The organism is Tabrizicola soli (assembly GCF_015999335.1).
Classification (GTDB): Bacteria; Pseudomonadota; Alphaproteobacteria; order Rhodobacterales; family Rhodobacteraceae; genus Tabrizicola; species Tabrizicola soli.
Map to the genome: position 1 here is coordinate 40,208 of NZ_JAEACP010000027.1, position 12,495 is coordinate 52,702.

16 protein-coding genes are annotated in these 12,495 nt (G+C 64.3%); 14 read left to right on the plus strand and 2 right to left on the minus strand.

All coding sequences use genetic code 11. The features are described 5' to 3' along the window. Positions 1-41: 41 nt before the first annotated feature. Complete coding sequence (locus tag I7S92_RS20470; RefSeq protein ID WP_197647384.1) at positions 42-317, minus strand: hypothetical protein; 276 nt, start codon at positions 315-317, stop codon at positions 42-44. A 190-nt stretch (positions 318-507) separates the two neighbouring features. Between I7S92_RS20470 and I7S92_RS20475 the strand changes: the two genes are divergently transcribed. The 14 genes from I7S92_RS20475 to I7S92_RS20540 are packed head-to-tail and all read left to right on the plus strand — an operon-like array spanning position 508 to position 11,924. After that, positions 508-873 carry a hypothetical protein gene (locus I7S92_RS20475; protein ID WP_370692986.1) on the plus strand — a complete coding sequence of 122 codons (366 nt, stop codon included), beginning with the start codon at positions 508-510 and terminating at the stop codon, positions 871-873. Beyond that, positions 791-1,582: a lytic transglycosylase domain-containing protein gene (locus tag I7S92_RS20480; RefSeq protein ID WP_386004229.1), complete on the plus strand. Its 792-nt coding sequence runs from the start codon at positions 791-793 to the stop codon at positions 1,580-1,582. Before I7S92_RS20475 ends, I7S92_RS20480 begins: the two co-directional genes overlap by 83 nt. After that, the gene (locus tag I7S92_RS20485; protein WP_197647371.1) at positions 1,579-1,869 is read left to right on the plus strand and encodes a TrbC/VirB2 family protein; all 291 of its coding nucleotides are present in this window, start codon (positions 1,579-1,581) and stop codon (positions 1,867-1,869) included. Before I7S92_RS20480 ends, I7S92_RS20485 begins: the two co-directional genes overlap by 4 nt. A 9-nt stretch (positions 1,870-1,878) precedes the next feature. After that, positions 1,879-2,157: a VirB3 family type IV secretion system protein gene (locus I7S92_RS20490; RefSeq protein WP_018065947.1), complete on the plus strand. Its 279-nt coding sequence runs from the start codon at positions 1,879-1,881 to the stop codon at positions 2,155-2,157. Continuing rightward, entirely contained in the window at positions 2,147-4,543 is a 2,397-nt protein-coding gene (locus I7S92_RS20495) for a VirB4 family type IV secretion/conjugal transfer ATPase (protein WP_197647372.1), read from the plus strand. The genes I7S92_RS20490 and I7S92_RS20495 overlap by 11 nt, the downstream gene beginning before the upstream one ends. Further along, positions 4,540-4,755, plus strand: coding sequence for a hypothetical protein (locus I7S92_RS20500; RefSeq protein ID WP_197647373.1), 216 nt, complete (start codon positions 4,540-4,542; stop codon positions 4,753-4,755). The genes I7S92_RS20495 and I7S92_RS20500 overlap by 4 nt, the downstream gene beginning before the upstream one ends. Positions 4,756-4,759: 4 nt before the next feature. After that, positions 4,760-5,926, plus strand: a complete 1,167-nt coding sequence (locus I7S92_RS20505; protein ID WP_197647374.1) for a lytic transglycosylase domain-containing protein — start codon at positions 4,760-4,762, stop codon at positions 5,924-5,926. After that, positions 5,923-6,720, plus strand: coding sequence for a type IV secretion system protein (locus tag I7S92_RS20510; RefSeq protein ID WP_197647375.1), 798 nt, complete (start codon positions 5,923-5,925; stop codon positions 6,718-6,720). The genes I7S92_RS20505 and I7S92_RS20510 overlap by 4 nt, the downstream gene beginning before the upstream one ends. Before the next feature lie 26 nt (positions 6,721-6,746). Further along, positions 6,747-7,394, plus strand: a complete 648-nt coding sequence (locus I7S92_RS20515; protein ID WP_197647383.1) for a VirB8 family type IV secretion system protein — start codon at positions 6,747-6,749, stop codon at positions 7,392-7,394. Next, the gene (locus tag I7S92_RS20520) at positions 7,391-8,104 is read left to right on the plus strand and encodes a TrbG/VirB9 family P-type conjugative transfer protein (RefSeq protein ID WP_197647376.1); all 714 of its coding nucleotides are present in this window, start codon (positions 7,391-7,393) and stop codon (positions 8,102-8,104) included. Before I7S92_RS20515 ends, I7S92_RS20520 begins: the two co-directional genes overlap by 4 nt. Then, positions 8,101-9,426 carry a TraB/TrbI/VirB10 family type IV secretion system protein gene (locus I7S92_RS20525; protein ID WP_197647377.1) on the plus strand — a complete coding sequence of 442 codons (1,326 nt, stop codon included), beginning with the start codon at positions 8,101-8,103 and terminating at the stop codon, positions 9,424-9,426. The genes I7S92_RS20520 and I7S92_RS20525 overlap by 4 nt, the downstream gene beginning before the upstream one ends. A 1-nt stretch (position 9,427) precedes the next feature. After that, on the plus strand, positions 9,428-10,462 hold the full coding sequence (locus I7S92_RS20530; protein ID WP_242070316.1) for an ATPase, T2SS/T4P/T4SS family: 1,035 nt from the start codon (positions 9,428-9,430) through the stop codon (positions 10,460-10,462). Between the two features lie 17 nt (positions 10,463-10,479). Beyond that, entirely contained in the window at positions 10,480-10,899 is a 420-nt protein-coding gene (locus tag I7S92_RS20535) for a hypothetical protein (protein WP_197647378.1), read from the plus strand. Continuing rightward, complete coding sequence (locus I7S92_RS20540; RefSeq protein ID WP_197647379.1) at positions 10,899-11,924, plus strand: TrbL/VirB6 family protein; 1,026 nt, start codon at positions 10,899-10,901, stop codon at positions 11,922-11,924. The genes I7S92_RS20535 and I7S92_RS20540 overlap by 1 nt, the downstream gene beginning before the upstream one ends. A 273-nt stretch (positions 11,925-12,197) precedes the next feature. Here I7S92_RS20540 and I7S92_RS23400 read toward each other — a convergent pair whose 3' ends face one another. Next, the gene (locus I7S92_RS23400; RefSeq protein ID WP_277922986.1) at positions 12,198-12,332 is read right to left on the minus strand and encodes a hypothetical protein; all 135 of its coding nucleotides are present in this window, start codon (positions 12,330-12,332) and stop codon (positions 12,198-12,200) included. Positions 12,333-12,495: the final 163 nt, after the last annotated feature.

Below are 12,495 nucleotides of genomic sequence, written 5' to 3' on the forward strand. Positions count from 1 at the left end.
CTCGTCGATCTGGATGCCTTTCAGAAAGAAGCGGAGCGCATTTACTCGACAGCATTCAGGAACGTGGCATAGTCATCGCTGACCTCGCGAGCCTCCATGAATGTGCGGGCGCGTTCATCATCGAGGCAGCGGAAATAATCCTGCACGTCGGCGATATAGGCCTCAAAATCCCCCCGGATCAGATCCGCGTAGGCGCGCATGTCTTCGCGTGACGCAGGCAGGAACGGGCGCTCCGGCGGGGTGCAGGCGTGAGCCTGACCACCCGCCACGAGCACGGTGATCAGCAGCGCTAGAGGGATGTTGCACGCACAGGTCATGTGCAGGGCAAAACTCCTTTGCCGCCTTTAAGATCACGATTTTGTCAGGTATCACTGTTATCGGAGCAAGGCGATCTTCGTCAAGTCGTTTTAATTGTCTTGCTATCGTTCATGTTGTCTTGTATCGCCCACGGTGTTGCGACTCCGTGGGCCCGAGACTGCATCCAGGCAGAAAAGGGACCTGAAGCGGATGGCCATGATAGAAGAAGCCCCGAATGTGGTTACAGAAGACGGACTGCGCGGCCTGCTTGCCGAAGGCTACCTCATCGAGGTGGTCTGCAAGGAAGGGGCCGAGAAGCGCCACAACAGTTGGTACGGCGCGTGGGTCATCCGGGCCGTTGCACCGGATGGGCGCGACGACAAGATGCTGGTCACCAGCCGAAGCGTCCTCAAGCTGCGCGATTTCAAGACCATCGTCGGCCTTGTCAGCTTCCTTGCCGACATGGGTTGCACGACCGCCAGCATCCCGCTCATTGAAGGCGCCCGCGAACGTCACGCAGCACCCGGGCGCACGTCCGAGCCGCGGACCGGCCCGGTTCTGGTCAAGGACAACTGACCGCGCGTTTGCGCTCGTCGTTGCACTGGGTACAGGTGTTTGTTCCGCACCCTTGGCCCTTGCCGACGGTTTCATCTTCCAGGTCAGCCCTGATGGCCGACTGATCGACACCGCCGAGACTGCGAGCACCTTGCGCTCGTTCACTGGCGAAGAAGATGCCCAGAATGGGCCCCTTCCAGATCGTCTCTTTCTCTTTGCAGCACCGCAGTCCCGTGGGAATGATGCTCCCCTGAGCGATGTGACAGCTGCCGCAGCGATCGCCCCGCGCGCCGTCCGCGCCTCCCCCGAAATCCTCCACGCCATTGAGACCACGGCGCTGCGCTATGGCAGCCATGACGCCCTGCGTCAGGCGGGCCTGTCGGTCACTGATTGGGCGCTGTTCTACCGCGCCAATATCGAGGTCGAGAGCGCGTACAATCCCGGCGCGCGCAGCCCCGTCGGCGCCATCGGACTCGGCCAGCTGATGCCCGATACCGCGCGCGATCTCGGCGTTGATCCCCATGACATCGCCCAGAACCTCGACGGCTCGGCGCGTTACCTTCTGATGATGCTTGAGCAGTTCGGCGATCCCGAGCTGGCGCTTGCGGCGTACAATGCCGGTCCCCATGCGGTCACCCGCCATGGCGGCATTCCCCCCTTTCGAGAAACCCAAGGCCATGTGGCCCGTGTGACAGCCGTGTTCCAGCGGCTGAGAGGAGACCTTTCGTGACGTCCAAATCTTCCTTTGTCGCGCTCGGTGCGATGGCCCTTATCGTGATGGCAGGCCCTGCGCTGGCCCAAAGCATTGACCTGTCACCCGTGCAGACGCTGCTGCAAGGCATCGTCGACGCGATCACCGGCCCCTTGGGCATCGTGATCGGCACGCTCGCGCTGATCGGTGTGTTCCTGTCCTGGCTCTTCGGAATCCTCGATTTCCGTCAGGCGCTTTGGGTCGTGGTCGCGATCGCGGGCATCGCTGCGGCGCCCACCATCGTCGCCGCCATCTGGACGACCTGAGAAAAACCGATGTCTGACCAGTCCCGCGTATTCATCGGCCTTCTGAGGCCGCCCAAGCTGATGGGCTTGCCGATCATGTACGCCATGGTCTGGCTCTTCGGCTCGACGCTGCTGTTCCTCTGGGTGCAGAGCTGGGTGGTGGCTGTGTTCGCGGGGCTGGCCTGGCCTGCGCTCTGGAAAGCTGCGGACTGGGATCCGAACTTCCTCGATGTCCTGGTGATCACCTTGCAGGAAACTCCGCCCACGACGAACCGCAAGCTTCACGGGGGCGACAGCTATGCCCCGTGATGGAGTAGCCGATCACGTGGCGGAGGCGCTCAATCCACTCACCGCGTTGCCCGCCTGGGTCAAGGGCGAGAAGCGGCTTTCGTCCATGCTGCCCTATGTTAGCCTCGTGACCGACCGGACGATCCGGACGCGCGGCAACGAGCTGATGCAATGCATCAGGCTCGAAGGGGCCAACAGCACCACGAGCGAGGATACCCATCTCGACCGGATCGGCGGGCTCTTGGCGGGCATCGTTGCGCAGGTCGGGACGGGGTTCTCCTTCTACCTGCACAAGGTATCGAAAGCGGTCGATGTGAACCTGCCGCCCATCCCGGGCGCAGGGTTCGCCGCCGCCGTTGACCAACGCTGGCAGGCCCATCTGGGTCGAGCGGGCCTGCGCGACAAGACGCTGACCCTGACGGTTCTGAAACGCCCCGAGACCGGCAGCCGCCTGCCGTTTGGATTGGGGGCGTCGCGCACAAGGCACGCGGCGGACACGACCAGGCGTCTGCGCAAGCTTGATGAAGTCGTGGGGTTTCTTCTCTCGTCCTTCGATGAGCTGAAGCCCCGCCTCATTGCGGCCAGCACTGGCGAGCTATTGGGCTTCCTCGGCTCGCTCAATACCGGCGAGGAGCACCCTCTCTACCCGCGGTCGCGCTTGGGCGTGATCGCCGAGGACGTGGCGAATACCCGCGTCACCTTCCGCGGCACGACCATCGCGCTGTCCGATGGCGCCGTCGGCAACAAACTCGGCGCAATCTTCGCGGTGAAGAACTACCCTGCGAAGACCGACAGCCTGATGCTCGACGAGTTGAACCTGCCCGTCGACATGGTGGTCACGCATTCTTTCGTCCCGATCAACGCCAACATGATGGCGGGCCGGATCAAGCGGCAGCTGCGCCTCATGCAAGCCGCCAATGACGGGGCTGTCAGCCTCGCGCAGGAGTTGGAATTCGCACAGGACGATCTGGAATCCAAACGCCTGATCTTTGGCGAGCACCATATGACAGTGGCGGTCTATGCGCGCAGCCAAGCTGCCCTCGACGACATCGCGGCCGAAGTCCGCAACATCTCCGCCACCTCCGGCATCAACCTGATCTCGGAAGCCTTCGGCGCGCGGGCGCATTTCATGGCGCAGCATCCGGGGAACACCGGGGCGCGTAGCCGCAAGGCCGCGATCACGAACCACAACTTCGCGGATCTCGCCACCTTTCACCGCACCCCGCTTGGCAAGACTGGCTGGGAAGTGCCCTGGGGCGTGCCGATCACGCTCTTCCCGACGCCAGAGCGCAGCGGCTTTCTCTTCAACTTCCACGAACAGGGCGCGCCGGACCGTGAGCCCACAGGCGGGCACACGCTGATCCTCGGCCGCCCCGGGTCGGGCAAATCCGTGCTGGCGGCTTTCCTCATGACCATGGCGCGGCGCGCAGGCGCACGGCTATTCGTCTTCGACTACCGCGCCGGCATGGAAATGGCCGTCCGCGCGCTTGGGGGCAGCTATTCGACCGTGCGAGCCGGACGGCCCACGGGGCTCAATCCCCTCCAGACCGAGATCGATGCCCGCGGGCAGGCATGGTTGGCCGATTGGCTGGCAAGCCTCCTCGAACGGCGCGATCGACCGCTGACCCCCGTGCAGACCAACCGCCTGCAGGAAGTCGTGCGCCAGAACGCCAGCGCTGGAAACGCTGGCCTCAGGAACTGGTCGGACTTCGCCTCGCTCCTCGTCTCGACCGATGACGAAGGCGATCTCTTCGAGCGGATGCAGGAATGGACTGCAGAGGGCCGCTATGGCTGGATCTTCGGGGCGAACGCGGACGACACGTTCCAGATCGGGGGCAACACCGACGCTGACGTCGCAGGCTTCGACCTGACCGGGATCCTCGATTCCGAGAGCGAGCGGGAGCGCATGGCGGTCCTGTCCTACCTCTTCCGCCGGGTCGAGCGCGTGATCGAGGACCGCAAGCCCACGATCATCGTCATCGACGAGGCCTGGAAGGCGCTGGACAACGCGTATTTCGCGGAGCGGCTCTCGAACTGGCTGGTGACCGCGCGCAAACAGAACGCCGTCGTCGTGATGATGACCCAATATGCCAGCCAGCTCGAGCGCACACGCACAGGCAAGACCATCGTGGAAGCCGTGCCAACGCAGGTGCTCCTGCCCAACATCCGCGCCTCTGCTACAGATTACGCCATGCTGGGCCTCAGCGAGAAAGAACTCGACGTGCTTCTGGGCGTCGGCTCCACCTCGCGGCTCGCGCTCGTGCGCGATGACCGCGGTGCGGTGGTGATCGATGCCGATCTGGGCGCGCTCGGCCCCCTCGTGACCATCCTTGGCGGCATGGAGAAGGGAGAGGCCCTTGTCGGCCCCAACTACCGTGACCGCCCTGATTTCTGGAGAGTGACATGACCCGTACCATCATGCGCAGCGCCGTGCTGCTTGGCCTCGGCCTGACCCTGACGGCCTGTGCGCAGCATAACCCCGCAGCGGCCAACTGCTTCAACTTTCGCGACGCACCCGCGCAGTCGGCGACCGCGACGACGACGATTTCGACCATGGGCGCCACAGTCACGCGGCGCGATACGGCCTGCGATTTCGTGATGCTGGGGGCGGGCGACTAAGCCGATGCGGAGCTGGCTCCCCCTCTCGATGGTCAGCCTGGCGCTGGCTGGCCCCGCTGCCGGGTCAGCCAACGCCCAAGGCGTGCCGACTTTCGACCTGCGCCTCTTCGCAGAGCGGCAGGCAATCCTCGATCAGACCGATCAGGATCTGGCGCTACAGCAGGACCGGCTGACCCGGGAAGAGGAGCTGGCCGAGATCGAACGACAGCAACTCGCCTCGCTCGAGGGGCTGATGGATGCGATGTCCCTCGGCTCCGGCGATGTCGCAGGCACAGTAGCCGGGCTGGAGGCGGGGCAGGGGGCTGTTGGCGACGTCGAGAGTGCTGCAGCCAGCCTATATGCACCCGAAGACAACAACCCGGCCGCAGCCCGGATGTTCGGCGACGCCCGGGAAGGGATCGAGGAACTGATCATCCGCGCCGCGCGCGACACGCACAGTCTGCCGGGCGTCAGCCGCGCGGGGCTGTCGCTTGTGCAGTGGCGCTGCCTGCTGCAGGCGCTGATCTGGCAGGAAAGCCGTTTCCAGATCGGGGCACGCTCCCCCGTTGGGGCATTCGGGCTGACGCAGATCATGCCCGCTACCGCGAGCGATCTTGGCATCAACCCGGCCTATTACGACGACCCGTACCTGCAGGTCACCGGCGGCGCGCGATACCTCGCGATGATGCTGAACATGTTCGATGGCAACATCATCCACGCGCTCGCCGCTTACAACGCAGGCCCGGGCAACGTGCAGGACTACGGCGGCGTCCCGCCCTTCGCGGAAACCCAGCACTACGTCGTGGTGATCCCGCAGCAGTACAACAGCTACCTCGCCGCCGTTGGCGGCATCGATGCGCTCGGCACGATCGACCCTGTCCTTCTGGCGAATGCGAGCTTCAGCCTCTCGGCCCATGGGGCAGGCGTCTATGGCGACTATTCGCTCGTCTCGGTCCGTGCCGCCGCCTTGCGCGTGCAGGATATCATCACCCGCATCGGCGAGACCGAAGATCTGCACGAGGCCATCGCGCTCAACACCTATGCGCGCGCCGAACTGGCCCGGCTGGTCGCGATCCGCACACGGATCAAGGCCGCCCGAACCGAGCCACTCAGCGCCGAGCAGATCGCCTTGGCGGCAGCGCAAGCTGCCGAGCGGCAATACATGGATTTTAGTCAGGAGGATTTGCGTTGAACCTGCGCCTGCCCCGTTCCCATTTCGTCGGTAGCATCGCTCTAGCGCTTGCCCTCAATGTCACCGGACCTGTCGCGGCACAGGGTGTGCCCACGGTGGACACTCAGAACATTGCTCAGGAAATCCGCCAGCTTCAACAGATGCTGCAGGATTTCGGGATCCAGACCGATCTTCTGGACAATGCGCTGGCGCAGCTTGACCTCCTGCAGCAGCAGTTCGATCAGCTCGAGGAGATGTATGCCTCGCTGACCGGGCCGCGCAGCATCCTCGGTCTCGCCATGGGCGGCGACCTCGATGGCGTCCTGCAGGCCAACTTCGAAGACATTCCCGGTCTGATCCGCGGCATCCAGGCGGGCGACTGGTCGAGCCTGATCGGCCCCAACGCGGGGCCCCTGCGCACGCAGATGGAGCAGGCTCTGGCCAGTGCCGGATTCGACGAGGACTCGCTGCGCGAGATCGCCACCAGCGGCAATCCCGGCGCGGAAGGTGTCGCGACGCGGGCCACGACCGGTGCCGTGATGTCGGCGGCGGCCCAGAACAGTCATGCAGAGGCAGCGCAATCCCTCGAACGGGTCGAACAGCTCGTCGCGATGATCCCGGAGATGGAAGACCTGAAGGCATCGATGGACCACAACACCCGTGTTACGGCGGAACTGGCCATCGCGATGACGCGGATGTGGGAGCTTGAGGCGATCCAGACCCTCGGCGCAGGCAACGCGGGCGTGGTGGATGCCGCCACCGTCGCCAAAGAGCGCCGCTACATGGACTTCACCCTGCCGAGCCTCGCGCCATGAGCAAGGCACCGGACATGACTGCAGGCATGAGTGCGCGGGAACTGGTCGAGGAGGAACTGATCCATGGCGCTTTGCGCCGGGAGCAGCTCTGGCGGATGATCGGCCTCGGCGGGGCAGGTTTCGGCGTTCTGGGCTGCCTTGCAGCCGCGGCCGTCGCCCTGATGGTCGAGACGCCCCCGCCAGTCGTTGTGCCCTATGACCCCGCGACCGGTCTCGCTCTGCCGAACGCCACGGTGGAAACGGTCTCGCTTGCCGAGCGCCCGGCCATCATCGAAGCGCAGATCTATCGCTACATTCTGGATCGCGAGGCGTACAACCAGCTCGACAACGATCTTCGCGTGCGCCGTGTATTGGCGCAATCCAGCGGTGCTGCCGAGGCCAGCATGCGCGCCATGTGGACCTCCGGGCAGGACAGCTATCCGCCGACGCGATATGGCCCCGCGGCAGAGATGGCTGTCGAGATCGCCTCGATCACGCTCATCGGGGACAACCGCGCGCAGGTCCGCCTCAGAAAGCGCCTGACCAGCCCGCAAGGGGCGCAGGACGGATCCTTCACCGCCACGCTGATGTTCGCCTTCCAACCCGAACGGACCCGCACGATCGATGACGTTTGGCAAAACCCCTTCGGCTTCACCGTCACCCAATATGCCATCCGATCGGACCGTTCCGAATGACCTCTGTTTCCGCCCGTACCTCCGTGCACGCCCTGCTGGTCGCCAGTGCCCTGGCGCTCACTTCACTCGCAGCCTCGGCCGAGACCACGCCGCGCCCCGGCGCTCATGACAACCGCGTCCGGATCGCGACCTGGACCGAGGGGCAGGTCTACCGGATCGTCACCACCCTGACCCGGGTCACCACCGTCGAATTCGGCGAGGGCGAGACCATCCGCTCGATCATCGCGGGCGACACGGTGGGCTTCCAGTTCGACGGTGTGCCGGGCGGACGCGCCTTCGCGATCAAGCCTGCCGCCTCTGGTGTCGCCACCAACATCACGGTCTACACGAACCGGCGCTCCTACTATTTCCACGTGGTCGAGGCGCGGGAGACCCCGCATTACGTCATACAGTTCCGCTATCCCGAAAGCCGCGTACAACCAACCCGGGCGGTCGCCGCTGATGCGCCGAATGCGAACTACGCGGTCAGCGCAAGCGAGGAGTTCACACCGACTGCCGTCTGGGATGATGGCACATTCACCTACTTCCGCTTCGCACGGAACGCGCCAGTCCCGGCGATCTTCCGCTATGCGAACGGCGGCGAGCGGGCGGTGAACGGCACGGCACTCGAGGATGGTATCATTCGGGTCTCGGGCGTGAACCGGCAATGGGTCCTGCGCCTCGGCGAAGACGAGGTCTGCGTTCAGGATATGGGTGGGCCCACATCATGAGCCAGGATACCGAAGACCTCGCCGCGCGCCTCGCGGCGCTTGAAGCAACGGGCGACAAGAAGCGCGGCGCAGCACGTCCCTCCCCGCTTACCGCCATCCTTGGCGTTGCCGGGATCGTGACCGTGGGCGGCCTGGCCTGGGCCGCGCTGCAGCCATCGCCGGAAGCGCCACTGCCAACCGCAGCTCCGGAAGAGTTCCAGGCCACAGGATCAGGCTTCGGCGACCTCGCACCCATGCCCGTGGTCGAGCCTGCACCGCCGCCGCCGGCCGAGACCAGCCCCACCGCGTCGGAACTGGCGCTGATGGAGAGCCTCGCCACGCTGCGCGCGGAACTCGAAGACCTGCGCGCGCGGCCCGTCGAGGCATCGGATAGCGGGGCAGACCAGGCCATCGCTGACCTGACAGCGCAAATCGCGGCACTGCAGACCGCCTCGACCGAGGCGCAGCGCGCGCTCGAGCGACAGTTGACCGAACGCGACCGCGAGCTTGACCAGCTGCGCATGGATCTTGAAGTTGCGCGGCTGACCCCACCGGCTCCCACGGACCTCGGACCGAACGAGGAAGAGCTGCGACTCGCCGAACTTGAACGCCGCAGGATCGCCGAGGCGGAAGCGCGGGCCGAACGCATCGCTTCGCCCATGATCGCGTTTTCCGGGATGGGGGCAGGGACCGACCGAGAGAACAGCCTCGAGGCTGCGCGCCTGAATGAAGACGAAGCTTTCGTGCGCGCAGGTGCGCGGCCCGCACCCGTGACGCGGGCCGAAATGATCGTGAACCCCGGCAACACCGTCGTGCAGGGCACGATGATCCAGGCCGTGACCGAGACGGCCCTCGACAGCACGCTGCCGGGGGCAATCCGCGCCATTGTCTCGGAGGATGTCCATTCCTTCGACGGTACGCGCGTCCTCATCCCGCGCGGCGCGCGTCTCGTGGGGCGCTACCGCTCCGATGTGGCGCTCGCGCAATCGCGGGTCATGGTGGCCTGGGATCGCATCATCCTGCCCGACAATCAGACTGTGGAGATCAGCGCCTTCGGCGGAGACGAGCTGGGTCGCACCGGCACCACCGGCTTTGTCGACACCCGCTTCGCGCAGCGCTTCGGCTCCGCGGCGCTGATCTCACTGATCGGGGCCTTGCCTGCGGCCGCCGCCGGACAAATCGAGGATGAGGCTGCGGCCGACATCGCGAGTGACGTGGGCACGGACCTGCGCGACAGCACCCAAAGCGTCATGCAGGACTATCTCGCGATCCGCCCGGTGATCCATGTGGATCAGGGCGCGCGGATCACGGTCATGGTCGACCGCGACCTGGAGATTTTCTGACATGGCGGCGAGCTATCTCGAAGCCTCGCTCGACCGGCTGGGCGCGCCTGCACAACGCGACGACACGATCGAGATTTGCATCAACCCCGACGGGCAGGTCTGGGGCGAGTTCCAGGGCGATCATTTCATGCGGGGCCTCGGCACGCCGCTCACCCAGACCGAGATCAAGGACCTCGGCAATCAGATCGCCTCGGCCGCCTCGACCACGCTCAGCACCAAGAAGCCCATCGTCTCGGTCTCGATCCTCTACCGGGATCGTCCGATCCGGGCGCAGGTCATCCAGCCCCCAGCCGTCGAAGGCGGGTTCTCGATCTCGCTGCGGTTCTTCTCCTCCCTGCCGCTGGAGGCGATCAAGCTCGGGTTCCTCTATGGCAAGGAGCGCAGTCTCGAAGGGCTGCGGCGCGAACGGAACGCCGCGCTGCGCGATGTGGTGGCCTCCGGCGACATCGATGCCGCCCTGCGGTTCTGCGTCGAGAACAAGCTCAACATGATCGTCTCGGGCGGCACATCCACCGGCAAGACAGTCGCGGCGCGCAAGATCCTCTCGCTGATCCCGCCCGAGGAGCGGATCATCACCATCGAGGAGGCTGCAGAATTGCGGCCCGAGCAGCCGAATGCCGTGACGCTGATTGCTGATCGCGACACGGAGGCCCGCAGCGCCGATGTGCTTCTGGCCTCGACCCTGCGGATGCGGCCGGACCGGATCGTGCTGGGCGAAGTTCGCGGCCGCGAGGCCATGACCTTCCTCGAGGCGATCAACACCGGCCACGGCGGCTCGCTCACAACGCTGCATGCCGAAACCCCGCAACTGGCCGTCCGCCGTCTCGCCATAGCCGCGCTCAAGACCGATGTGCCGATGACCTATGCCGACATGGTCGACTACATCGAGGGCTCCATCGACGTGATCATCCAGGCAGGCCGCCATGACGGCGCCCGCGGCATCACCGAGTTCTTCCTGCCGGGACAGGTAAGGCATCCAGATCAGAACAATGCCGGAACTGGGGGCAAGAAGCGCCCCGCGGTTGCCGCCGAATGAACCAAAAGGAAACCTCCATGCGCAAGACCATCCTCGCCACAGCTGTCGCCCTGCTGGCCGCGCCGCTCGCGGCCCAGACCTCGCCTCCGGTCACGAATGATCTCACCGTAACCATGTCGCCCCAGCAATACCGGATCTGCAACGACCGGCCCGCACGGCCGACCTGGATGGATGAGGTCCATCCGCGTGAGGCCTACAAGGCAAACACAGTGATGGAGCTCTATGAGATCCGCGCTTGGGAAGCGATTACGGAGAGTGGCGACTGTGGCTGCGATGTGAGATTCCCGTCTTGGGACGCCAGCAATACCGAGTACCAACAAAGCTATGCGGGGCTCAGCCAAGCCGAACACTCCGCGCTTCGTCGCGAGTTGATTGAAACGCGCAAGCAGCTTGAGAGCCCGGTCCGGGAAATCTGCGAAGCACAAGGCAACTGGTAATGGGTGTTGTCAGCTGGATGGTCGGGACAGCGGACGGCTTCCTGGCCGATGCCGCCGAGTCGCAGTTCGGGGCTGTGGCGAGCAATACCGGCACGATCGTCCTGCTGATGGTCACGCTTTCGCTGATCGGCGTCTGCATCAACATGGCCTTCCAGTTCCGCAGCATGGATGGGGCCAGCTTCTTCTGGTACCTCATAAAGCTCGTCCTGATTGGGTTGTTTGCCTTTAACTGGGCGAACTTCAACACCGTTGCGAGCGCCATTGTCGGCGGCCTCGACTATATTGCTGGCTCTCTGGTGTCATCGGTCGGTGGAGGCGGTGCGGGAGCCACGCATTTCGCGGGAGAATTCGACATTCTGATCGAAAAGTTCAGCCAGTACCTGAATGCCATCGGAAGCAACCTGAACTGGATGACCGGCGCGATCCTCGGCGGCATCGGCCTCGTGCTCCTAAGCCTCCTTGGCTTCATGACCGGCATCGTCCTCATCTTCGCCAAGATGATGCTGACCCTGATGCTTGGCCTTGCGCCGATCATGATTGCGCTGTCGCTCTTCGATGCGACCAAGGATTTCTTCCACAGATGGGTCTCGACGACGATCAGCTACGCCTTCTACCCCATCGTCATCGCCGCCATGTTCTCGACCGTCGTCGGCATGGCGAATTCGCTTCTGGCGCAGCTCGGCGACCCGAACTCCGCGACCAACATCGGCTCGCTGGTGCCGTTCTTCGTCATGGTGTTTCTGGCCAAGGGCTTCGTGGCGGCAACGCCCCTGATCGTGCGGGGGATATCGGGGAATCTGATGGTGGCTGCGGCACCTGCGATTGTCAGCGGGTCAGCAGGGGTGCTGCGGGGCTTGGTGAACACGTCCGGCGTGCAGGGAAGGGCGAGGATCGGGGCGATGACAACAGGAGAAGCTATTGGGCGGGGGGCGGTGCAGGCAACCGCAGCTGTGCGGAGCGCAGCAACGGCCGCTAGCGCGCAAGTGATCAGGATAGCGGAGAGGGCGAAGCGGTTGGGTGGGTAAAGCCGGAAGCGATTGACGCTCCCGTGATGGAAGGTGGAGATTTCTCTGAAATTTCAGAAGCTTAAATGGTCCCGTGTGCAGCACATGTTCATGTTTCGATCGCGTTGTTTCGTGCTAGGTCGCGCTTGCCACGACAGGATGGTTCATCCGCAGCCGAGCGACATTCTACCTTGCTCGGCCCGAGATGCGATAGCGGCTGCGGTGAAGAAAAGCTGACAAAGGGCAACTCTGCGTCACGTCCTTTCAGTTCACAGAATAGGATTCTACCACCACCTATTTCTTCCTTTGCTCGCCAAGATTGGTCAGGGCTTTGCCCTTCGTGAAGTCGGCTGTTGCAACGACCTTTTCCTTCACCTTCTTGGGCTTCTTCGCTTCACGGTTGCCGCGTTGCTTGTCACCTTTGGACAATCCGATTCCTCCTGGTTCCGATTTTTTCTGAAGCACTGCTCGGTGTTTGTTTTCATTAACACCGTGGATTGGTGTCCGGGGGCTCCTGCCCGCGGGACGCCGCCGTTCACATCATTCCGCCCATGTCGGGCATTTCGCTGCCGGCACCGGCCTTCTCGGGCTT

What these genes read in the sequence shown, in the direction of transcription:
- I7S92_RS20515 (WP_197647383.1), top strand. Translation starts at nt 6,747, where the DNA reads ATGAGTGCGCGGGAACTGGTCGAGGAGGAACTGATCCATGGCGCTTTG.
- I7S92_RS20475 (WP_370692986.1), top strand. Translation starts at nt 508, where the DNA reads ATGGCCATGATAGAAGAAGCCCCGAATGTGGTTACAGAAGACGGACTG.
- I7S92_RS20490 (WP_018065947.1), top strand. Translation starts at nt 1,879, where the DNA reads ATGTCTGACCAGTCCCGCGTATTCATCGGCCTTCTGAGGCCGCCCAAG.
- I7S92_RS20535 (WP_197647378.1), top strand. Translation starts at nt 10,480, where the DNA reads ATGCGCAAGACCATCCTCGCCACAGCTGTCGCCCTGCTGGCCGCGCCG.
- I7S92_RS20530 (WP_242070316.1), top strand. Translation starts at nt 9,428, where the DNA reads ATGGCGGCGAGCTATCTCGAAGCCTCGCTCGACCGGCTGGGCGCGCCT.
- I7S92_RS20540 (WP_197647379.1), top strand. Translation starts at nt 10,899, where the DNA reads ATGGGTGTTGTCAGCTGGATGGTCGGGACAGCGGACGGCTTCCTGGCC.
- I7S92_RS20525 (WP_197647377.1), top strand. Translation starts at nt 8,101, where the DNA reads ATGAGCCAGGATACCGAAGACCTCGCCGCGCGCCTCGCGGCGCTTGAA.
- I7S92_RS20505 (WP_197647374.1), top strand. Translation starts at nt 4,760, where the DNA reads ATGCGGAGCTGGCTCCCCCTCTCGATGGTCAGCCTGGCGCTGGCTGGC.
- I7S92_RS20495 (WP_197647372.1), top strand. Translation starts at nt 2,147, where the DNA reads ATGCCCCGTGATGGAGTAGCCGATCACGTGGCGGAGGCGCTCAATCCA.
- I7S92_RS20500 (WP_197647373.1), top strand. Translation starts at nt 4,540, where the DNA reads ATGACCCGTACCATCATGCGCAGCGCCGTGCTGCTTGGCCTCGGCCTG.
- I7S92_RS20520 (WP_197647376.1), top strand. Translation starts at nt 7,391, where the DNA reads ATGACCTCTGTTTCCGCCCGTACCTCCGTGCACGCCCTGCTGGTCGCC.
- I7S92_RS20470 (WP_197647384.1), bottom strand. Translation starts at nt 317, where the DNA reads ATGACCTGTGCGTGCAACATCCCTCTAGCGCTGCTGATCACCGTGCTC.